This is a genomic window from Zoogloea sp. (assembly GCF_028693495.1).
In the GTDB taxonomy this organism is placed as follows: Bacteria; Pseudomonadota; Gammaproteobacteria; order Burkholderiales; family Rhodocyclaceae; genus Zoogloea.
On the sequence record NZ_JAQUVG010000022.1, the window covers coordinates 1 to 20,797 of the forward strand.

A 20,797-nucleotide genomic window follows, 5' to 3' on the forward strand; every position below is an offset into this window, starting at 1 on the left:
GCCATTGCCCGACAATTAAACAACCGCCCGCGCAAATGCCTCGACTTTGAAACACCAGCGGAGGTCTTTGCGAGGGAAATCATGAACTTTCAACCCAGTGTTGCACTTCAGACTTGAAACCGCCCAGTCTATGATTGGCTCAATGTAAGCGCCGTTCCCCGGTTTGCTGGAAATAACGTAGGTGGTTACGAGAGGAACCTCGACATGGCTGAAGGCGGGGTTAGGGCTCTTCACCGTGCGCGCCCACAGCCATGCGATCACGGTGAGCTTCTGCCCGAGCAGCGGCTTCAGGTCCGGACGCTCGGCGACCATCTCAGCAGTGACCTCGATCTTCGGGTACAGGTGGCCGATGCGCTTTTCCGCCTCCGCCCGCATCCAGGCGCCGTAGCGGCGCACGTCCTCGGCCAGCCCCTTGGCGCCGGACCAGTCTTCGGTCAGCTTGCCCTGCTTGTCGCCGGGGATGCGCGGCCCCACCGGCGCACGGCCAGCAAAGCGCGGCGGGATCTCGATCATCGCCTTGTTGATGGTCACCGCCACCGGGTTGAGGTCGCTGGCGTAGCTCTCCAGCCCCAGGCGCTGCGCCTCCAGCGGCAGCGCGCCCCCGCCCGCGAAGGGATCGTGGAAGGCGGGTAGTTTGTCCGGGTTGAAGAGCTCGGCCGCCTGCGGATGGCCCTTGTTGAGAGCGCAGGTCTCGCGCCAGCTCTTCCAGATCTCCTCCCGGGCGCGGGCGAGCACCTCCTCGTTGTTGGTGTTCTCCCACAGCACGAGGTCTTCGATGATCTTGAACAGGCGCTCACGCTCGATGGCAGCCTTTTCCTTGTTCACTCCCCGCCCCAGGTGGCGCTCGTAGCCGGGGTCATTGACCATCTGCGCAAAGATCACCGCCCGCGCAGCAGCCAACGGGCGACGTGCCCACCACAGGTGCAAGGTGCTGGGGTGGCCGTGGCGGATCGACTTCTCGCGCGCCGCGGCGACGTTGATGGCGTCGAGCGGGAGGGCGACTTCGATGAGTTTCTTGGGGGTTTTGATGGGGATCATCATGTTTCACTTTGTCGTGTCAGCACATGCCGGATGGCGGTCGCAAAGGGCAGGTGTGCAGTATTCTGGATTTCTTCCTGCAGCAGCGGGAGCCACTCGTCCTCGCTGAACGTCTCGGCCATCTCGGCGAAGGCTTCGGCAGTCTGGATGTAGCCGGCCACCTCGGAGCGCCGGATCTGGTTCAGTGCCCCATCGAGGCCCAGGATGCGGATGGTTTCTTTGGCGCGATGCTGGTCGTGTGGCTGCAGGTTCGCCCGTGGGCGGATGGTTCCGTTTGGCGTGAAGACAAGGAGGGTTTCCGGGTCTTCCACATCCGGTTTGATCAGATCTTGGTGCGGGTAGGCGCCGCACTTGTCCTTGTGGTCACCACAGGTGCCCGGTCGGTTGCACGAGCCGAACAGGTTGGGCCACTCGAAGGTGCCCTGCGGGTAGCGGCTGCGCTGGCGGAAGTGCTCGACATGACGATTGTCTTCGCCCATCGGGCCTTCACAGTAGGCGCAGCGGTCGCCCTGCATTGCGTTGAGTTTGCCCCAGATTGCGGCGCGCTCGGCCACGGTTGGGCAGGTATTCGACCACGAGTCTTTGCCATGCTGGTATTGGCTCAGGCCGTTAGGCGGCACAGGGTCGCGATGGAGACGGTGCACGTCAGCCCTCCGCGCTACGATGTGTTTGGGGCAAACGCTGCTTGAAGCCCTGAAGGCGGATCAGACGATCGCACTCGCGCATGACCGGGTGGTCTGCGCCAAAGTGCTTGACCAACTGCGCACGCAGCGCCTGGCCGTCATCGTGGTCGTGCAGATTCTGCTGAATCAGCGCCTGGTAGTCGGCCAGCATCCGGGCTTCCGGAACGTCGGGTACGGGGTCCACGTTCATGATCCGGGCGAGCAAGTCAGCGCTGGACACGCCGCGGGTCATGGAAAGTGGTGGCTGCGCGACCATCCGGCCAGTCGAGTCCGCGCCAAGGATGCGTATGTTCTCGCGCTTGACAGTGCTGAGCACCTGCGGGCTGTGGGTGGTGAGGATGAATTGGGTGTTGGTGAAGGTCTGCATCAGATCGGTGACGATCCTTTGCTGCCAGCTTGGGTGCAAATGCAGATCCACCTCGTCGATCAACGCGATAGCGGGCAGATCCAAAGGGTTCACTATCTGATTGCCCTGAGGAGCAAGGCGACTATTGGCCTGCGCCATCCGCCGGGCCAGGTCCATGGTCAAGCCCAGGACGACACGATAGCCGTCACTCAACTGGCTGACGCGCAAGGTGCGCATTTGGCCGTCGGGCATGATTTTGTCGATCACAAAACGCAGCGGGCGAATTTCTGTGCGCGGGTTCTTGTGGCCCGGCAACAGACGCTCGATGGCCGTCCTGACGGTCTGCAATTCAGGGTGGCGGTAATCGAAATCGCGCCGAGCCTCACGCTCGCGCCGCTCCACGTCCTCCATCGCATTGAACCACTCGAAGGCTGAACGGAAGCGGGAGTCCGGGTCCAGAGCGCCGGCGAGCGCGTCGAATCTGGAAAAGTTCTTCTTGAAGCCACGGCGACGTTGAACTTCTTCCCGGATGGCGCGATTGGTGCCGTAGTAGGCGATGATGGGAAGCAAATACGCCCGCTGATCTGCTTCCGCCTGGACCAAGCTCAGCGTGAATTCGTCAACCTCCTTCAGGCCACGTGCCAGCAAGGCCCGTTGTGACTCCGCGAGTTGTTGTCGGATCGTGGCAGCAGTCACCGCGGCGTCGCGCCTACGCCCAAGCGCCCAGACGATAGGCTTGTCCTCGTAGGTGCGCGCTTCCCAAGCCAGAAGCATGAATGGCTCGCGGCGCTCTCCGGAAGAAACGCGCAGGTCGGTCTCTTTGGCAGTTCGACCTGCGATGCCTGGTAATTTGGTGAGATAGCGACCAAAGCCAATTGCGATGGCGTCCAGAAGCGCCGTCTTTCCCGCGCCGTTCTCGGCGATGATGACGGTGAGACGTTTGCCAAACTCCAGCGTGAGGTCATCGAAGCACCGGAAGTTCTTGAGGTGTAATCGTTCGAGTTTCATAAGGTGTCTGCTGGAGGGTTCGATCTAGCCAGCAACTGGCCCAAATCGAGGTTGATGCTGGTCACCGCCCAGTCTGGCTCCTGAGTGAAAGGGCGTTGAATGTAGCGTGGGCCTTCGACATCATCGCCATCGACCAGCACGACCGCCAGGATGAATTTATCGGCCTGGTTGAGCCCGTAGAGGATCTCGTTGCGGGTGACGGTGACGGTAGTGGCGCCCTTGGCCCGGCCCTTGACCTCGATGTGGCGCGAGGGTGGGATGCGGCCGTCGAAGGCCTGCGGAATGCTGGTTACGTCCCAGCCGCATTTCTGTGCCGAAACGTCGATCACCTCGTGGCCCAGCGCACGCTCGGCGTCGATCACCGCCTGCATCGCGGTGCGCTCGATACGGGCACGCGCTTCGGTGTCGGCCGACCAGCCACCGGCCTCCTGCGACACGCCCTTCCTCTGCATCAAGAGGCCCGCGGGAATCACCAATGCGCCTCCCAGCACGACGGGCGTCGCGGAAACAACGTGCCGCATCGCCAACAATTCCTTCTCGCGCGAGGCGCGGCGGGCGGTGAGGTCGTCAATGGTGCGGCGCACGTTTTCAAGGGTTAGACGCACGTCCTTGCCGGCGGCCAGGTCGTCCTGCAGCTTGATGTAGCGGTCGGACCAGAAGTTGATCTCCTTCACCAGCCGCTCATGGACGGCGGCCAGGGTCTTGTCGACTGCCTTCTCACGGCGGGAGCGAACCTCGTCGAAATGAGCGGGCACCAGTTCGCGCGAGGCGTGGGCCAGGGCAAGGCGTTCGAGGTCCTGCGCGATCCAGGGCGCGGCGAGCACGTCCGGAATCAGGGCTAGGTCGGTGGGTGGGATGGGCTCCAGATCGAGGTGCGGCGCCCAGCCAGCATTGATCGCCTGGCCCTGTGGGTCCAACTCGACGAACTGCATGCGTCGCGAGGCGATGCGGTTCGGATCGCCGCCTTCCTTGACCGCGTGATCCACGATGAAGAGCACCTTGGGCGTGACACCCAGGTCGCTCGGATCGACCAGCACCGCACCTTGCTTAAGCTTGTTGCGATGCGCTTCGAGCATGAGGTCGGTCACTGACTGCATCAGCGGGTGGCCGGGGTGCAGCAGGCTGGCCATCGGCGCACCGACACGGTCGGTGAGGCGTACATACTGCTTCTCGAAGCAGACGCGCTCGTAGCGACGCAGCACTGGGTCGGCGTTGCGACGATCACGGCCGGACATGCGACGGTCGCGCTCGCGGATCAGAGCGGGTACGTTGGGGATCTCGAAGCGGCCGGCTTCACGCGGACGCAACTCGCCACCCAGCTGCTGGAAGGCCTGGTTGAAGAAGGCGCGGATAAAAAAGGGCTGCAGCTTGCGGGCTTCGGCCTTCTCCATCTCTTCCTTCACTGCGAAGAGACGTTTCTCGTCCATCACTTCTTCGCACAGCGCATTACGCTTGATGATTGTTTCGAGGTGCCGGGTATCGAGGGCGCCTTCGATCTTGGTCAGCAGGCGCGCACGCACCGTCGGATCGGCACCGTAGCGGATGGCCTCGATTAGCAGGTCCTTGAGGCTGGCGTCCTCAAAAACCTCGCCCAGGATGTCGAACACCCGGCCACCGAGGGCCTCGCGTTCCACCTCGAGTTTCTCGAACAGGCGCTGGAAAACGTCGCCTTCGCGGGTCTCGGCTGCAACCAAGTTCCACAGGTGGCAGACCTCGGTTTGACCGATCCGGTGGATGCGACCGAAGCGCTGCTCCAGGCGGTTGGGGTTCCAGGGCAGGTCGTAATTGACCATCAGGTTGGCGTTCTGCAGGTTCACGCCTTCGCCCGCTGCGTCGGTGGCCAGCAGCACGCGCACCTTAGGGTCGTTGCGGAACAGCTCCTGAACCTTGCGGCGCTCCTCGCGCTTGACCCCGCCGTGGATCATCACCACGGCTTCCTCGCTACCGATGAGCCCACGGATCTTCACTGCGAGGTAGTTGAGTGTGTCGCGGTGCTCGGTGAAGAGGATGAGCTTGCGCTGATGCCCGTCGGCGTCGTGCATCTCGGGCGTGTCCTGCAGCAGGCGCGAGAGTTCGTCCCACTTGCGGTCCTGGCCAGAGTGCACCACCTGGCGGGCCTGCTCCTCAAGCCCTTCGAGGATGATGATCTCAGCTTCCAGTTCATGAATGGTCTGGGCGGCGGTCGCTTGGTCGACAACCGCTTCCTCGAAGTTCTCGTAGTCCTCGGGCGAGAGGGCGTCGGCCGATTCCCACACATCCTCGGGCAGGCCGTTGGTGCTGTTGAGCGTTTCGGCCAGGGACTGGCCCCTCTGCCGAAGCTTTTCCTCTTCGACCCGGCGCTTGAGCTTGTTGCGCCGGCGCTTGAGCGACTGGTAGATCGCTTCGGGGCTGGAGGCCAGCCGGCGTTGGAGTGAGGTGAGCGCAAACCCCACCGTGCCCTTGCGACCGCCGTCGGCCAGCTTGTCGGCGAGGTTGAACTGCTCCTTCACATAGTCGGTGACCGAACCGTACAAATTGGCTTCGAGTTCGGAGAGCTTGTAATTGACCGTGTAGGCGCGGCGCTCAGGAAAGAGCGGCGTGCCGTCAAACTTGAGCAGGTCTTCCTTGACCATGCGGCGCATCAGGTCGGTGACGTCGACCTTGTGCGCTCCGTCCCTGAATTTGCCGTAGAAGCGATCCGCGTCGAGCAGCGACAAGAAGAGCTGAAAATCCTCCTCCTTGCCGTTGTGCGGAGTCGCCGTCATCAGTAGGAAGTGGCGGGTGATCGACCCCAGCAGCTCCCCCAGCTGAAAGCGCTTGGTCTTGTTGATCTTGTTTCCGAAGTAGTTGGCCGAGAGCTTGTGCGCTTCGTCGACCACCACCAAATCCCAGTGGGACAGGCGCAACTTTTCCTGCAGGTCTTCTGCACGAGCCAGCTGATCGACCCGGGCGACCAGCAGATCGATGTCGTCAAAGGGGTTGCCGCTACGCGACTGCTCAACCTGCTCGCGCGAGAACAGCGAGAACGACAGGCCGAACTTCTCGAACATTTCGTCCTGCCACTGCTCGACCAGGCTGCCGGGCGCGACGATCAGCACACGCCTGGCGTCGGCGCGCATCAGCAGCTCGCGGATGAAGAGCCCCGCCATGATGGTCTTGCCTGCGCCCGGGTCGTCAGCCAGCACGTAGCGCAGTGGCTGACGTGGCAACATCGACTCATAGACCGCGGTGATCTGGTGCGGCAGCGGCTCGACGTTGGAGGTGTGCACCGCCATCATCGGGTCGAACAAGTGCGCGAGATCGATCCGCCAGGCCTCGGCGGCGAGCTTGAAGTCTTCGCCAGGGGCGTCGAACGCCCAAGGCCGCCCGGCTTCGGCCAGTGACAGGTTGACCTCGTCCGTGCGGAATAACATGCGCTCGCGGACCTCGCCGTCCGGAGTCTTGTAGTAGACCGTCAGGGCATTGTCACCAACCGGCTCGGTGGTGACGATGCGGACCACCTGCCCAGGCTCCAGACCTGCGACGGCGGCGTTCTTCTTGATGTCTTCGAGTTTGAGCATGAATGTGAGCGGGCAGGCGGGCGGCGACTCGACGAGCAGGATTGCGGATTATGAAGGATGAGGCGAAAAACCTCGACTCTGGCTTCGGCCAACGAAGGTGTAAGCCTCGGGAAGGGGAGTGGTAGACGACCAAGTTACACCAACGCCTGCCGCCCGGCCGGTAGCCCTGATGCCTGCGGCAGCGGGTCCTGCCGCAACTGCGACAACACCACGCCAAGCGGGCGACGCTCAACGAGCGGCGCGCGCTTGGCCTACGTAGCCCGTGCGCGCCCGGCGCACGGGCGTATGTCTATCCCTCTCACGCGTCGCCCCTCGACGCGTCGTCACTGCTTCACCTCCCGGGAACCTAAGCACCTCGTCTCAAAGGGGCTTAGCTTGGTTTCGATGTCGCTCCTGCGTGGGATCTTACTGGTCGAGGCGGTCCGGTGGGCGGACCCCCGTCACGGATACCCGAGATCGTCGGGAGAGAGGTCCCCAGCATGAAACGGAAACCGAACACCACAGATGAGCCCGTCGCCGTCGTCAGTGAGGACGATATCGAGGGGTGCCGCAATTCGCTCCTGTGGAGCCTGCGCGCAGTAGGGACGGCCGCAGGCTTCCTTAGCCTTGAGGATGAAGAATTCCAGCAGTGGGTCGTCGAAGACAATGACTACTTCTTGATGGTCGTCCAGCTCCTCAAGATGCTGGCTGCCGACCAAGGTTATGCGGAGAGTGTGGCGGACATGCGGGAGAAGGCGGTAAGGAAGATTGCCAAGGCCATCGCTGCCCGGAATGATCCTGATACCGAGGCGCTCATCTGCGCCGAGATCGACTTTGAGCAGCTTCCGTCGATGCCCGATTTCCCCGGGGAGATGATCGATGCGCTGCGTCCGTCTGTCCGCGTCGCCCACTGAGCCGGAGCGTGACCATGAGCTATTGCCAAGTCTTCAGCCGTCAAATCGTAGATCCGAACGGGGATCTCATCGCTCTCAACCAGAACTGTAGGGTTCATCTCGAGCTTGATGTCCCGGCCGTCGTCGTACGTGAAGGGAACTTCATCCTCGGCTTCTACGAAGGGTGGGCGTGTGATGAACTCGTGTTCATCCGGGACGAACTCATCGCCGTCCTGCTGGACCCCTTCCATGCTCCGGCTCCCGACTGGTGCCCGCTCTTTGGCGCTGAGGGTTGAGGCAGTGTGATGATTCGTTCAGTCTTGCTTAGCAAGCGCTGATCGTTGTCGGCCCGGAACGGTGTGATGCCGTTCCGGGATTTTGTTTTTGTGGAGGTTGAGATTGTGTCCAAGGAATTGAAGGCGCTGGAGTACCCTGCGTGGTCCGAGTTCCTCGCGTTCGAGCAGGCTTACCTGCAGTGCCTGATCGACATCGCTCACGCCCGCCGCGGTCGTCCGGTTGTTCGGGACGTGGTTAAGGACGGGGTTGTCCAGGTGACTACCGTCCCGAGGGAAGCGGGCCTCTACACTCCGGATGTACGTGGATACATCGATGGGGGCCTTGTGTTGCTGCGGCAAGGGGCGGTCGGCGCCTGGTTGCTTAAGGTCCGTCAGCTCCGTCTGGATGGCACGGTCTGGGCGGCGCGGCGGGATTTCAAGGTCGGCCAGGATGCGCTCGGCGGTGACGAGCAGGGGCTGAACGCGTGGCATACGATTCGTGAGTACCAGGAGCGGGAGCGCGACCTGCGCTTCTTCGGCGAGTACGCGATGCTGTCGGCGCGCTTCCACTGGAACACCTGGAATCCCCACACGACCACGAAGGCCGATGTGGAGCGTGTCGCCAAGCTGCAGGTTGAGCTCCGATCAGAGCTGGATAAGCTCATGGCCGACCGTTACCTGCGTCGCCACCTGTCGCCCCAGGATCTCGCCGCGGTTCCGCACTTGATGCAGATGTTGGACGGGGTGCGCCAGTCCTTCGAGTTTGTCGTGAAGGAGGCGCCGGGACTGCACCCGTTCCAGCGCTACCACCCCGATGACGGGCGTGGCCTACGGCAGGCCGTTGCGGTTGAGTTGGTCGACCTGTGCTTGTTGTGCTTCGGGCAGTGTCCTGCGTCGATGCTGGAAGAGTTGCTGGCGGGCATGGGGGCCGAATTGCCCTCGGCCTTGTCCAAGTGGCTGCGGGAGCAGATCAAGACCGGTGAAGCCCATCTCGAATCCCAGGCGCAGATGCGCAACTTCGTGAATGTCGGGCTCCCCCGCGACCAGGAGGACGATCCCCGGCGCCCTGCGTATGCGGTATTCCCCTGGTTGGATAGTGCTCTGGCGCGGCATGTCGTTGTCGACGGGGGGGAAGCTAAGGCGGGGTAATGTCACGGGCTTGGCTTCCTAGCGTGATTTCACGGTCAGGCATCCTGAAATCCCGGCCTTGAGCCGGATCTTTCAACCACCAGGAGCCTCATCATGAGCAAGAGCCGTCGTTTCACCCGCCAAATCATCGACCCCAATGGGGACTATATCTCCCTCAACGATCGCTGCAGCGCCAGCATCATCCAAGAGCGTGTGGCCGTCCTGAAGGAAGGGCTGCGGATCATTGGCTACTACGACAAATGGCCTGATCTGGACAAGCTCAAGTACATCCGCGACGAGTTCATTCGTGTCATGCAGGACCCCCGTAACGCGCCTGACCCCGACTGGACGGTGCTCGCCGCTTGAGTAGGTGCATGTGTCATGGGGATGGCCTGTGCGCGGTCCCCGTTTCGATCCTCGATTGGAGATGTGTGATGACTGAACCCTCCTTCCAGTTCGATCCCGCGGGGGGTCGGTCCGAGCAGTTCGATACACGCGATACCCCGTCTGGCGGCTTGCCGCCCGGCGGCGTGGTTTTTATCGGCATGGATGCCGAATGGATTGCCGTGGCCGACGACTGGTGCGATCTCCCCCTCTCCCGGATCTTCGAAGAATGATCCTTTGATCCGGAACCTTCCCTCCACAGCTTGCGGGCATGGCGACAACGCCATGCCCTTTTTATTGCGCAGGAGTGCCTGCATGAGTCCCAATGTGTTGAATGCCACGACACCGGCCGATGACCCGCCGGCGATCGTCCCCTACACGCCATCCGTTTCCGATATCGTTTTCGATCCCCTCAAGATGCTGGAGCGTGAGCGCCAGATCCAGCTCAACGAGCTCCAGATCCTGTCCTCCGCCCCGCCGGGCGTCCTGCTCGAAGGGACCGGTCCGGAAGTGCTCATTGGACTGGATGCCGAGTGGGGTCATGACCCTGCCACCCAGAGCAATCTGGTCACGAGCATCCAGTTCCATGTCGTCGGTGAATGCGGCGAGTTCGCCCACATCCACTACGTCAAGGGCGGGCGGAAGGATGACCGGCCCAAGTTTGCCAAGCTCCTCACCGAGGTCATCCTGATGGCCATGGAGGCGGGTGTCATCCTCGAATGGCCGAAGAGCGTGACCGTGTCGGCCTTCTTTCTGCGGGCTGATCTGACCGCGTTCTCCGACCTGGCGCGCTTCAAGACCCAGCTCGATAGCGTCGGCGGCAGCGTCGGCACGCGGGGTGAAGGCATCGCCTTCGACGCCCACATCGAGCCCCAGGACATCGAGCGCCTAACCCGCTCTCGGCGCTTCATCGTTGATGATGAGGGCCGTGGTCGGGTGTTGCAGGTCCGCTTCGTCGATCTGGTGCGCCACACCCCGGTCGGTACAAACCTCGCCGAAGTGGGCGTGCTGCTCGGCCAACAGAAGATCGAACTGCCGCCGGGCGCCATCGAGAACATGCCGCAGCTCTTGATCGACGACCCGGTTCTCTATGCCGAGTACGCCGCCCAGGACGCCCTGATCGCCGTGTATTTCCTGTGCCGTCTCAAGGAGAGCATCGCCCGCCTGCTCGGTAAGCCCAAGCTCCCGCTCACGAACAGTGGTGTGTCAGTCAGCCTCTTCAAGAAGACCTTGAAGGACGCCGGCCTCAAGTTCAACGAGGTTTTCGGTAGGCGGACGCAGTCCGTCAGCGTCTGGGATGAAGAGAACGGGCGGGTCCGGACGGTCAGCGAAGGTGCCCCGCTGCCGATGCGGACCATTCATGCCGCCTTCGTCACCATGACGGCCCACGGTGGTAGAGGGGAGTGCTTCCACGTCGGCCCGACGCCCGTGGGCGTCTGGTACGACATCGACCTGGCCAGCGCCTACACCACAGTGCTCGCTATGCTTGGTCTGGTGGACTTCGAGCACCCCTACGTGTGCCTGGATATCAAGCAGTTCATCGGCCATGTGCTTGGTTTTGCGTTGGTCGAGTTCCGTCATAGCGCGCACGTCCGCGCCCCTGTGTTTCCGGTCGAAGGGGAGGGCCAGAACCTGTTCTTCGTGCGAAGCGGTATCTCCTACTGCACGGCGCCGGAGATCGAGGCTGCGCTCCACATCGACCCGGACATGGAGATCCGCATCCTCCACGGCGTCATCTACCCGTGGAAGGACGCGAACGTCCGCCCCTTCGAGCCTTTCGTGACCACCATTCGCGACCAGCGTGCCCAGTACCCCAAGGGCAGCTTCGACAACGAGTACATCAAGCTGTGCGGCAATGGTCTTTTTGGACGCACAGGCATGGGCTTGAAGCCGAAGAACGTGTTCGATGCCGGGGCGCTCAAGAGCGTGCAGCTGGAGCCCGACGAGATGACCAACGAGGTCTTCTTCAGCTTCACGATGGGCTTTGTCCGCGCCCTCATTGCCGAGCTGATGAACAGCGTGCCGCGCCATCGCACGCTCGTCAGCGTGACGACCGACGGCTTCCTGACCGACGCGCCCCTCGCCGAGATCGACCAGGGCGGGCCGCTGGCCAGCCGCTTCAAGGCAGCGACGGCCCGCGTAGCGCCCGGCAAACCGATCCTGGAGGTCAAGCACCGAACCCGGCAGATCGTCTCAGCCCGTGTCCGTGCCCAATTCACCGGGCTGATCGACCCGAGCCCGGAGCTCGAGGATGAGAAGCGGTTCGTCCTCGCCAAGGGCAACGTCATCCCCGAGATCGACCTGCCGCCAGGGGAGGTCACCAAGCCCATGATCAAGGCGCTGCAGAACGCCTACATGCTTGATCTGTACCTGAACCGCACGCCCACCTCGAAGACAATGATGCGGCCCTTCGTGAGCCTGCGCCAGCAATGGACGGAAGACCTTGACGTCTTCCGCATCGAGCGGCCGGTCCGTCTCGGGCTGGAATTCGACTGGAAGCGCAAGGCGCTTAACCCGCGCATGCAAACGGTCGGGGAGGGGGCTGCAGTCAAAGGCGAACACATTGCGCTGGATACCGAACCATGGGACACCGTCGAGGAAGCCGAGGCGGTGCGCGTCGTCTTCAACAAGGCTTGGCGGGAGGAGCGTTGCCTCAAGACCCTGGAAGACTGGACCCACTGGGCGGACTTCTCCGGCGGCGCCATCAAGCGCAGGCGCAAGAAGGCTGATGGTGGGGCGGGTATCCACCGGACCCGGGAGGGCGAGGTCGGTGTGTTGCGCCGCACCTTCCTGCGTGCCTATGCCCAGGAGGCGTGGGGCCTCAAGAAGACCGAGACCTATGGCGTGATCGCCGCCTGGCTCACCGACGCCGGCTACCCGACCACGGAAACCGAGCTCAAGAACGCCAAGCGGGCCAAGCTGGGTGAAGGGGTTGTCGGGCTGAATGACGAGGTCAAGGCGCTGCTGGCGGTGCTGCGTGGGCGTTTTCCGGAGCTGGAGGTGGCGAGGTTCGTCGGCGACGTCGATGCGCGCCTGATTGACGCCGAGTCAGTGTAGGTAGCGGGAAGGGGAGTGATATACGACAGAGTTACACCGATGCGGGCGTGACGAGTGGCTGTTACGGCGGTGAGGCAGGCTTGCCGTCATCCTCCAGCGCTCGGGTGGCGGCTGTTGCGACTTGCCAAGCGGGCGACGCTCAGTGAGCGACGCCCGCTTGGCCTAGGTAGGGCTTGCGCGAAAGCGCGAGCCCGTATGTCCCTTGGGTTACGTGTCTCTAGTTTCGGGCTAGGGGGGCAGTATTTGGGTAAAGTTGCGGAGAGAAAAGTAGGCGAGGGCTCTATGAAGGGTTGGTTGTACGTTATTTCGAACCAAGCGGTGAAGGGGATGGTGAAGATCGGCGCTACGGCGAGGGACCCCCTCGCTTACGCGGCGGGGTTAGATAAGGGAGGCCTGCCTTTTCCGCACAAGGTGGGTTACGAGGCGCTCGTGCCTGACATCGAGGAGGCGGAGAGGATCGTTGCTACTGCCCTGGCCGATCAGGCTGAAGGGAAAGGGTGGTTCTCCTGCACTGTCGCTGAGGCAGTGAGGAAGATTGCAGGTGCCATCTCCGGCTCGATCTTGATGGAGACCCGTTACGATGAACAAAGCCGAATTGACAAGTGGTACGACGAGGTTACCAACCCCGATCCGGCTAGGCGTGCTGTCGTGCTATCTGATCCTTCGTGTCCTCCCGACGTTCTGCAGTTTGCATTGGGGAGGGAGGAGGATGAAGGCGTTCTCTTAGCCATGCTGGCGAATCCGTCGTGCGAGGCTCTCGGAAGCGAGCTCACTGAGTTCGCGGACAGAATGAAAGGGAACCGTGCGGTACTTCTTGCCATGGCTTCGAATCACCGTCTGCATTCTGAGGTGCTCGAATCTGTCTACTTGGCGAGAGTGGGTGGGGAGTCACCAGATAGCGTAACCCTTGCTCTCGTGAGAAACCCGAGATTTCCTGTGGGGCTGCTGGTGGATGCGATGCTGGAGTGTGACGCGCCTAATGAAATTATCCCTGCTGTCGTAGCTCGGTGGGATTGCGTGTCGGAAGCACTCGCCATGGCTGTCTATGTGAGCCCAGACAACCCCGTGTTGAGGGCTATGGCCAAGAGGCATCATCGATGGTCCCCCGAAGCGTTTCGAACGCTTCTCGAAGATAGCAAGGAGTCCTGCCCTCCATGTGTCGCTGAGCATCCGGATTGCCCTCCGGATATCTTGGAGGAGCTTTGGAGATCGGGAGATATGGAAACAGCTGAGGCAGTGCTGTTAAATCCTGCTTGCCCGCCGCGGATACTTGTTGAGGCCTCTGTGGCGGGGGAGGCTGAAACGCGTTCGGCTAGTGCAGTAGCGCAGCTCGCCGATCTGGCGATGTCTAATCCGTCGAATCCACTAGTCCTCGTGCAAGCAGCGGCGAGCACGGATGAGTTTCATGCGCTTGCTCAGTCTCCGTTTCCCCGAGTAGTCCTGCGTACTGCCGAAAACCCCGCCTGCCCTTCGGAGATCCTTGCCCTACTTTCTAAGCACGGGGATGCTGACGTGCGCAGAGCCGTGGCAGGTAACCGGTCCAGCGTTCCTGCAGTTCTCTCTGCCCTGGCTTGCGACTCCTCAGAATCCGTTAGGGTGGCCGTCGCTGAGCGTTCTGATTGCCCAAGGGAGGCGCTCGCCAGACTGGCCTGCGACTCATCCGAGAGCGTCAGGATTACCGTCGTTTTGCATCCGGGGTGTCCTGCGGAGGCCCTCGCAAACCTTGCGGACGACAGGGTGCCGGTGGTTCGAGCCGCGGCAGTCCGGAATCCTAAATGCCCGCGTGACGTTCTCGAGAGCTACGCTGCGCATGAGCTGTTTGAGTGGCGTCTCATCGTGCTTGATAACCCTGCATGCCCGGAGCCTGTTGTCGAGATGCTGTTAAAAGATGCTGATCCGCGGGTAGTCGCCGCCGCTAGGCGGATCAAGTTAGGGCCAAAAAAGCCCAAGGCTAAAAGAGTGAAGGAGGAGCCGATTGAGGTCATCCGGGAACGGTTCCGCAACTATGTGCGTAGGACATTAGGTGCTGTGATTGAGGAGTCTGAACTGCTTCGCTTGGCGGAACTCCCAGGTGACGCGAAGAAGAAGTTCGCACAGGCGTATCCGAGTCAGGCGAAACAGCTCGCGCTTTTTGAAAAGTACCTTCTTCCGAGGCTCTCGAAGAGGGGGTGAGGTCGGGGTGTTATGGCCGTCAGGGTGTGGTCGGGTGAGTGACGAGGTTAAGGAATTGATCGGTACCCGGCTGATGCAGCGTAAGCACTGACCTCCGCTTTTCGCGTTGCAGTTGAGGATGCAGGTCACGGGAGTGTAAGGGCCCGACTACTCGACGCCATATCATTCCTGTGATCCGCAAGGGTCACGCCAGCCCCGGCCGCCACAAGGTGTCCGGGGCTTTCTTTTGTCCACGCTCCCGATGCCGCGCTCCGTGGGCATCGGCTTTCATGGAGGCCCGCATGTCCGACCCCACCCCCGCTATCCGTTCCCTGCCCACCTCGACCCTGCTCGGCCTCGTCATCGGCGACGTGGCCGCCGAGGCTATGTCCAGGCGCCCGCTGGTGGAACTCTTTCACTTGTGCGCCCGGCGGCCCCAGGTCTGCGAAACCGAAGCCGATTACCGTGCCGTCCGCATTCTCGACGCCGCCCGGGAGTTGCTGACCCGTGCCTTGAGTGAATCCGTTCAACTCGGTGACCCGCTCGATAGTCCCCAGAAGGTGCGCGACCTGCTGCGTCTGCGCTACGCCGATTTGCCGCATGAAATCTTCGCGGTGGTCCTGCTCGACGCCCAGAACCGGGTCATCGCCGACTGCGAACTCTTCCGCGGGACGCTGACCCAAACCTCGGTCTATCCGAGGGAGATCGTCAAGCTGGTGCTTGAGCACAATGCGGCCGCCGTTCTCTTCGCCCACAACCATCCATCCGGTGTGCCTGATCCGAGCCAGGCCGACATCCGGCTCACCGAAACGCTCAAGCAGGCGCTGGCCCTTGTGGATGTACGCGTGCTCGACCACTTCATCGTCGCCGGCAACGCGACGCCGCTGTCCTTCGCCGAGCGCGGCCTGATCTGACGACCTTGTCTTTCACCTCATCCATCTGGAGGATCAATGTGCTTACTTCTCTGCTTTCCCGCATGGGTCTTGCGGCGGTGCCGGGACTCGGGCCGGTCGTGTCCGTGCTCGTGCCCGTGGTCGCTTACGTCGTGACCCAAAGAAAGGTCGACGTCCGCCTGACGATCGACTGAATCTCGTTACCCCCTTTCCCTTTTCGCCCCCGTGGTCTTCGTGACCCCGGGGGCTTCTTCTTTCTGGAGCCTTGAACATGAACAGCCCTGAAACCATCGTCCAGACACCGTACCGAAAGGTGATCGAAGCGCGTGCGCCCACCCTCAGCGGCAGCAGCGGCATCCGCTACGCTGTGCTCACCGACCCTGGCCGCAGCCGGGTCTTTCTGACCATCCTCGCCAACGAGGGCGGTGGCAACTTCAACCGCGAGATCGTCGCCTTCGACGACATCGAGGAAGCCATCGCCGACCAGCCCGCCGAGACGCCATTTGGCGTGAAGGTCTTCCGGGTGGCCTTCATCGGCAAGTCGAACAACAACGCGGGCTTCCTGGCCGCCGTGCTGGTCCACGCCGGGCTGCTGATGCCGAGCGAGGCTAAGCACAAGTACCTCAAGACGGGTGACTGGCCGGCCTTTGAAGCCGCCGCGCTGGCCTGTGATGAAGCCGAGACTTTCCTGTTCCCGCCCACCTTGCCCGAGGTTGAGCAAGCGGCCGTGACTGGGGGTGCGGTCGTTCCCGAGTCGGACAAACCCGAGAAGAAGAACCGGCGTGGCGGAAACCGTTTGATCCCGGTCGAGGTCGCGCCTTCTGAGACGGCGGAGGGCGACGATGCAGATCATCCGTGACCTGGCGGTCCTCGTCGGCTTGGACGACGCCTTTCTGCGCCAGTTGATCGCCCAGCGCATCGAGGAACGCTGCGACGGGCTGTGCTATGACCCGGACGTGATCGGCTTCTTCATCGTTATGGCGCCGGACGACGGTGTGGGCGAGGTTGAGGCCGCGCTTGGCACACAGCTCCTGCGTAACCCTGTGTCTGGCGTCGAGTATGGACATCCTGACTTCGCGCCGCTCTTCGAGTACGCCGGCCGACATGCCCGCTGGTACGAACTCGTGTTTCTCGGTGCCGGGGATGAGGGCGTCACGCTCTTCGTGCCACGCAACCCGGACGTCGAGCCGCGCCTGCTGGCGCTGGCCGCCGAGTATGCCGTCAGTGAGCAGGTGGAGGTCTAGCCGGTGGGCCGCTCCGGCCCTAATGACCACCCGCCTCTACCCGTGTTTGAACCCCGATGCCCGATGCCTTAACCGCATCGGGCGTTTTGCTTTCTGGAGCTTGAAATGAACGCTGCAACTGAATTTCGTTTTCCGTTTGGTGACGTCGTCGCCACCCCCGGAGCCGACGCCCTGCTGCGTGAGCACAACGTGGCCCCGGTCCGTCTTCTGGCAAGGCACTTGTCCGGAGACTGGGGGCAGGTTTCGTCAGATGATGCGCAGGCCAACGAGGCCGCTATCGTAACGGGGGGCCGGATTCTGTCGAGCTACGCGGTAGGTGGACAAACCGTCTGGCTCATCACTGAAGGCGACCGGTCGGCGACGACGTTCTTGCTGCCCTGCGAGTACTGACCATGCTGGCCAGCCACCACCCCGTTCCGCTTGATGCGGGTGTCGCCCGCCTGGTCGAGCAACTGGACGACAACCGCCGGGAGGCCTTTGAAGAGCGTGCCGGCATCCTCCAGTTCGATGCTCGGCTGCCGCGTCTGGACGCCGAGCGGCAGGCCCTGATTCAGACCCTGGCTCGTCATGGCTTGCCTGGGCGGGAGCTCTTCATCGCCCTGCAGGCCGAGTTTGAGGGGGCGGTGCAGTGGGTGCTCGTTTCCGATGAAGCTGAAGGCCGAGCGCGCCTGTTGAGGCTCGGCGCCTCAACGGTCGTGCGGGTCGATACCCGCGAGGTGCTTGAGGTGCAGTTTGGTGGGCTCGCCTGGCTGAGCACGACGGCGTAGCGCCCCGCCAAGCCGGCTGAACCGGCCGGTAATGGACCGGGGCGTGGCAGCCCCGGGCGCGCCTGAGTCCGCGCCGGTCGATCACCTCAGCCTCTGCAAGCTGTTATGAGCGTGCGTCCCCATCGCCGTGCCAGCGGACGACGGAGACGTAAGACCTGAGCTGCCGGCCCGCTTTATCACCCATCCCCCCTCCCGACTTGCCGCCCCGCATTCCGTGGGTCGGCTCCTTTTTTGGCGCGGAAGCCAGAACAAACTGATAGCGAGTTGCCGATTCGGCCCTCGCCATGCTCGGCCGCCCCGGTTCCTATCCGGTCGCGGCCGTTCTTTTTTCTTGTCAGGAAAGGACCATCACCATGGCCGAGAGCAAGACTTTCGATTTCACCAACCGGCGCATCAAGGCGCTGCCGCCCCAGTTGCCCACCGCCGCCGCCAACGCCGCGGCTTACTCCGACTCCGCCGTGAGTGGCCTCAAGCTTGAGGTCACCAAGACGGGCCGGAAGACCTTCATCTTCCGGTTTGTGCTGGACGGCCAGCGCGGTTACGCCCGTATCGGCGAGTTCCCGGCGATCGATGTGGCCGAAGCCCGCAAGGCGGCAATGGAAATGAAGGGGCAGGTCGAGCGCGGACTCAACCCGAACGATGTCCGTGATCGCTCCCACGCCGTGATCCCGACCTTCCGGGATTTTGCGATGGACGAGTTCGTTCCCTACATCCTGGAGATGGGGAAGCGAACCGCCAAGGATGACATTTCCAAGCTCAACCACCACCTGCTGGCGCGCTTCGGCGACATGAAGCTGACCGCCATCGGCCGCCGCGACATCGAGCTCTATCACGCGGCCGTGCGCGACAGCCACACTCCCGCCACGGCCAACCGGCACTTGGCGTTGCTCAGCGCGATCTTCCGCCGAGCGGTGGAATGGGAGCGTGTCGAGAAGAATCCCTGCACCGGGGTCAAGATGTTCCGCGAGAACAACGCCAGCGAGCGCTTCCTGACCGAAACCGAGATCGCCAAGCTGGTGCAGGCGATGGATGCCGACCCGAATCGCACCGCTGCCGCTGCACTCAAGATGCTGCTGCTGTGCGGAGCCCGCCGGAACGAGGTCGCCAAGTTGAAGTGGAGCTCGTTGGACCTGGAGCGTGGCGTCTGGCTGCTACACGGTGATCACACCAAGAACGGCAAGACCCGCCGGATCGCGTTGAGCGATGCCCTGGTCGAGCTCCTGCAGGCTCGGCCCAGCCGCGGTGTGTCCGAATGGGTCTTCCCGGGCCGTGATGGCCCCGAGAAGCCTATCGACAACCTGACCAAGCCGTTCAACCGGATGCTGAAGGCGGCCGGGCTGGAAAAGGCGCGCATTCACGATCTTCGTCACACGCACGCTAGCATGTTGCTGGCGAGCGGCGTGGATGCTGTTGTCGTAAAAAATGCCCTTGGCCACAGCTCCTTGAATGTCACATCTCGGTACCTGCATCTAGTCGATACCAGCCTGAAGTCGGCCTCGGAAGCGATGGCGCGGGTGGTGGGTCGGGCGGCCGAAAGCGCTGTCACTGAAGTAGTTTAGTGGGGCGAGCGAGCCGCGAAGAAAGAAGACGGAACCGGGGTGGCCTGAGGGCCACTCCGGGTTTGTGCCGAATTTTTCTTGGCGGCTGGTATGAGTCCGACCTTGAATTCCGTGCGTTCGCACCTACATTCGATATGCCCTATTCACGCCGGGGCGATGAAAGCAGGCTGTTGGTAATCGCCTCCTTCTCACGAAGGAGTGCGCGTGTATCAGTTGTCTGATGTATTGGTCTGCTTGCTGCACCTTGTGCGGTGTGCGGTTTGTTTAAAGCTGGCGTTCTTGATGGCAAGTTCGGGGGATGTGCCTCGTGCCATCATCGAGTTGATTAAGGCTGTGGCCCATGGTTACCGTGCTTGGTCTGCTCGAAACGCGCTGAAAATCGCCGGAGTTTCTCTATCGCGTAGATGCGCTTTGTTTGTCAAAAAGTTGCCCCGAAAGCTGAGTCTCTTTCGCCGAGGGGATCGTAAACGTTGTCCTCGAACCAGGGAGGGTGGCAAGAATCGATGATTGCAGTTAGTTCTACGCTGTAAAGCCTTGTCCATCCGGGAGGCGATGTCCTCCTGATAACTTCACGGTATGTAAGTGGTATGCCGTGAAGGAAGTGCGTGAGTTTGATCAACTGGACCTAACTTGAGGTTTCCTTGTGCCTGTTCCCGAGCCGTTCGAGCAGTTCACGCTAGATCTCCTTCCTGAGGAAGAAGTGTCTTTGCGTGCTTCAACTGCTGACGATGGGGATGATGACTTCGTCTTGTTCGTGACCGATGAGAAGTCTTTGTTGGACGTCCCGGTACGAGTCGCGCGGGTTCCGGCATTCGGTGATCGTGATGTGCTTATCGAGAGCATGCTGCCCGCAAGCCGATCCTTGCTGCACCTTGTTTATGAGGTGCTGGTAAATGGTGAGTGGAAGCTGCAAGAGCTGCGCATTAAGGATGCCGCGCCACTCCGGTTTGCTTGTCCAACCAGTCCAAGAGTCTATGGCGGGAATGAGCCTCTTGAACGATTACGACCACTTATCGGTCTCCGCCCGGAAGTTCGGGCCCCGCCAGTGATTGGCGGCAGCCTTGGATCACGAAGCCCTTGCCGCACTGGAAGGGCTTCTTTTTTTGTGGAAGCTGGTTATCAGGTTTGTGGCTTGCCGGATCAGTCTTCGCTCTCGGCGGTGCCGTTGGCCAGTTCTTCAGCGGTGGCCGGGCGGACCGCAGCGACCGTGCAGGTGAAGACCAGGGCTTGACCGGCCAGAGGGTGGTTGCCATCCAGGGTTGCCTCATCACCATTGATCTCGGTAACGCGGTAGACGATGACTTCGTCGTCGTCGTCTTCATCCGTTGCTTCGCCTTCCAGCTCCATGCCGATTTCGATTTCTTCGGGCAGCTTGTCGAGGGGTTCGATCTGCACCAGTTCTGGGTCGTATTCGCCGAAGGCCTCGTCGGCGTGGAGCCGGACGGTGACCGTGTCGCCGATGGTCTTGCCGTCGAGCGCTTCCTCCAGCTTGGGAAACAGGTCGTCGTGGCCGCCGTGCAGGTAGATGAGGGGCTCCTTGCCGTCATCGACCTCCACGCCCTCAGGGTTGGTGACGCGGTAGTTGAGGGTGACGACGCTGTTCTTGATGACGTTCATGGGTACGGATTCCTGGATGAAGGATCGAATGATGGGGGCGATGTGGGTTCGTCGGCTTGCAGGGATGGGGCGCTGTAGTGTCGCAGGTAAAGATGAACGCTTGGGGGGGCGCTGGAGCGAACTGCCGATTGGTCGCCCGCAACGGATGGCTTGGCCGGGGAAAAGGCTACCCGGAAATGGACCGAACCACGGACTAAATGTCCGCGTAAAAAGACTTAGGCCACCCGGAGGTGGCC

17 protein-coding genes and 1 pseudogene are annotated in these 20,797 nt (G+C 62.1%); 13 read left to right on the forward strand and 5 right to left on the reverse strand.

Annotated features, from left to right (window positions below; translation table 11 throughout):
- Positions 1-15 precede the first annotated feature (15 nt).
- Genes PHD22_RS05660 through PHD22_RS05675 form a run of 4 tightly spaced genes read right to left on the reverse strand, consistent with a single transcriptional unit; the run spans position 16 to position 6,614 of the window.
- The gene (locus PHD22_RS05660; protein ID WP_299863534.1) at positions 16-1,041 is read right to left on the reverse strand and encodes a DUF1156 domain-containing protein; all 1,026 of its coding nucleotides are present in this window, start codon (positions 1,039-1,041) and stop codon (positions 16-18) included.
- Positions 1,038-1,682: a retron Ec78 anti-phage system effector HNH endonuclease PtuB gene (gene ptuB, locus PHD22_RS05665; RefSeq protein WP_299863537.1), complete on the reverse strand. Its 645-nt coding sequence runs from the start codon at positions 1,680-1,682 to the stop codon at positions 1,038-1,040. The genes PHD22_RS05660 and ptuB overlap by 4 nt, the downstream gene beginning before the upstream one ends.
- A 1-nt stretch (position 1,683) precedes the next feature.
- On the reverse strand, positions 1,684-3,075 hold the full coding sequence (locus PHD22_RS05670; protein WP_299863540.1) for an AAA family ATPase: 1,392 nt from the start codon (positions 3,073-3,075) through the stop codon (positions 1,684-1,686).
- Positions 3,072-6,614 carry a helicase-related protein gene (locus PHD22_RS05675; protein ID WP_299863543.1) on the reverse strand — a complete coding sequence of 1,181 codons (3,543 nt, stop codon included), beginning with the start codon at positions 6,612-6,614 and terminating at the stop codon, positions 3,072-3,074. The genes PHD22_RS05670 and PHD22_RS05675 overlap by 4 nt, the downstream gene beginning before the upstream one ends.
- A gap of 479 nt (positions 6,615-7,093) precedes the next feature.
- Here PHD22_RS05675 and PHD22_RS05680 point away from each other — a divergent pair, with 479 nt between their 5' ends.
- From PHD22_RS05680 to PHD22_RS05740, 13 genes and pseudogenes are all read left to right on the forward strand, one after another.
- Positions 7,094-7,507: a hypothetical protein gene (locus tag PHD22_RS05680; RefSeq protein ID WP_299863545.1), complete on the forward strand. Its 414-nt coding sequence runs from the start codon at positions 7,094-7,096 to the stop codon at positions 7,505-7,507.
- 14 nt (positions 7,508-7,521) lie between these two features.
- Positions 7,522-7,782, forward strand: coding sequence for a hypothetical protein (locus PHD22_RS05685; protein WP_299863548.1), 261 nt, complete (start codon positions 7,522-7,524; stop codon positions 7,780-7,782).
- Positions 7,783-7,887: 105 nt separating this feature from the next.
- The gene (locus PHD22_RS05690) at positions 7,888-8,910 is read left to right on the forward strand and encodes a hypothetical protein (RefSeq protein ID WP_299863550.1); all 1,023 of its coding nucleotides are present in this window, start codon (positions 7,888-7,890) and stop codon (positions 8,908-8,910) included.
- A 93-nt stretch (positions 8,911-9,003) separates the two neighbouring features.
- Positions 9,004-9,255 (forward strand): hypothetical protein, encoded by a 252-nt coding sequence (locus tag PHD22_RS05695; RefSeq protein ID WP_299863552.1) that lies wholly within the window; start codon positions 9,004-9,006, stop codon positions 9,253-9,255.
- A gap of 68 nt (positions 9,256-9,323) precedes the next feature.
- The gene (locus tag PHD22_RS05700) at positions 9,324-9,506 is read left to right on the forward strand and encodes a hypothetical protein (protein ID WP_299863555.1); all 183 of its coding nucleotides are present in this window, start codon (positions 9,324-9,326) and stop codon (positions 9,504-9,506) included.
- A gap of 82 nt (positions 9,507-9,588) precedes the next feature.
- Positions 9,589-12,330: a hypothetical protein gene (locus PHD22_RS05705; protein WP_299863558.1), complete on the forward strand. Its 2,742-nt coding sequence runs from the start codon at positions 9,589-9,591 to the stop codon at positions 12,328-12,330.
- Positions 12,331-12,657: 327 nt separating this feature from the next.
- Positions 12,658-14,502, forward strand: a complete 1,845-nt coding sequence (locus PHD22_RS05710) for a hypothetical protein (RefSeq protein WP_299863561.1) — start codon at positions 12,658-12,660, stop codon at positions 14,500-14,502.
- A 467-nt stretch (positions 14,503-14,969) separates the two neighbouring features.
- Positions 14,970-15,395, forward strand: a pseudogene (radC, locus tag PHD22_RS05715) (DNA repair protein RadC); the annotation flags it as partial.
- Positions 15,396-15,645: 250 nt separating this feature from the next.
- A complete protein-coding gene (locus PHD22_RS05720; RefSeq protein ID WP_299863564.1) occupies positions 15,646-16,233 on the forward strand; it encodes a hypothetical protein in 588 nt (195 codons plus the stop codon).
- A gap of 19 nt (positions 16,234-16,252) precedes the next feature.
- Positions 16,253-16,618: a hypothetical protein gene (locus PHD22_RS05725; RefSeq protein ID WP_299863568.1), complete on the forward strand. Its 366-nt coding sequence runs from the start codon at positions 16,253-16,255 to the stop codon at positions 16,616-16,618.
- A 105-nt stretch (positions 16,619-16,723) separates the two neighbouring features.
- Complete coding sequence (locus PHD22_RS05730) at positions 16,724-17,008, forward strand: hypothetical protein (RefSeq protein WP_299863572.1); 285 nt, start codon at positions 16,724-16,726, stop codon at positions 17,006-17,008.
- 2 nt (positions 17,009-17,010) lie between these two features.
- Complete coding sequence (locus PHD22_RS05735) at positions 17,011-17,385, forward strand: hypothetical protein (protein ID WP_299863575.1); 375 nt, start codon at positions 17,011-17,013, stop codon at positions 17,383-17,385.
- A gap of 353 nt (positions 17,386-17,738) precedes the next feature.
- Positions 17,739-18,944 carry a site-specific integrase gene (locus tag PHD22_RS05740; RefSeq protein WP_299863578.1) on the forward strand — a complete coding sequence of 402 codons (1,206 nt, stop codon included), beginning with the start codon at positions 17,739-17,741 and terminating at the stop codon, positions 18,942-18,944.
- A 1,140-nt stretch (positions 18,945-20,084) separates the two neighbouring features.
- Here the strand turns inward: PHD22_RS05740 and PHD22_RS05745 are convergent.
- Positions 20,085-20,561, reverse strand: a complete 477-nt coding sequence (locus PHD22_RS05745; protein WP_299863581.1) for a peptidylprolyl isomerase — start codon at positions 20,559-20,561, stop codon at positions 20,085-20,087.
- Positions 20,562-20,797: the final 236 nt, after the last annotated feature.

Excerpts from the sequence above, each read along its gene's own strand:
- PHD22_RS05660 (WP_299863534.1), bottom strand. The coding sequence starts at position 1,041 with ATGATGATCCCCATCAAAACCCCCAAGAAACTCATCGAAGTCGCCCTC.
- PHD22_RS05670 (WP_299863540.1), bottom strand. The coding sequence starts at position 3,075 with ATGAAACTCGAACGATTACACCTCAAGAACTTCCGGTGCTTCGATGAC.
- PHD22_RS05675 (WP_299863543.1), bottom strand. The coding sequence starts at position 6,614 with ATGCTCAAACTCGAAGACATCAAGAAGAACGCCGCCGTCGCAGGTCTG.
- PHD22_RS05680 (WP_299863545.1), top strand. The coding sequence starts at position 7,094 with ATGAAACGGAAACCGAACACCACAGATGAGCCCGTCGCCGTCGTCAGT.
- PHD22_RS05685 (WP_299863548.1), top strand. The coding sequence starts at position 7,522 with ATGAGCTATTGCCAAGTCTTCAGCCGTCAAATCGTAGATCCGAACGGG.
- PHD22_RS05695 (WP_299863552.1), top strand. The coding sequence starts at position 9,004 with ATGAGCAAGAGCCGTCGTTTCACCCGCCAAATCATCGACCCCAATGGG.
- PHD22_RS05700 (WP_299863555.1), top strand. The coding sequence starts at position 9,324 with ATGACTGAACCCTCCTTCCAGTTCGATCCCGCGGGGGGTCGGTCCGAG.
- PHD22_RS05705 (WP_299863558.1), top strand. The coding sequence starts at position 9,589 with ATGAGTCCCAATGTGTTGAATGCCACGACACCGGCCGATGACCCGCCG.
- PHD22_RS05710 (WP_299863561.1), top strand. The coding sequence starts at position 12,658 with ATGGTGAAGATCGGCGCTACGGCGAGGGACCCCCTCGCTTACGCGGCG.
- PHD22_RS05720 (WP_299863564.1), top strand. The coding sequence starts at position 15,646 with ATGAACAGCCCTGAAACCATCGTCCAGACACCGTACCGAAAGGTGATC.
- PHD22_RS05730 (WP_299863572.1), top strand. The coding sequence starts at position 16,724 with ATGAACGCTGCAACTGAATTTCGTTTTCCGTTTGGTGACGTCGTCGCC.
- PHD22_RS05735 (WP_299863575.1), top strand. The coding sequence starts at position 17,011 with ATGCTGGCCAGCCACCACCCCGTTCCGCTTGATGCGGGTGTCGCCCGC.
- PHD22_RS05740 (WP_299863578.1), top strand. The coding sequence starts at position 17,739 with ATGGCCGAGAGCAAGACTTTCGATTTCACCAACCGGCGCATCAAGGCG.
- PHD22_RS05745 (WP_299863581.1), bottom strand. The coding sequence starts at position 20,561 with ATGAACGTCATCAAGAACAGCGTCGTCACCCTCAACTACCGCGTCACC.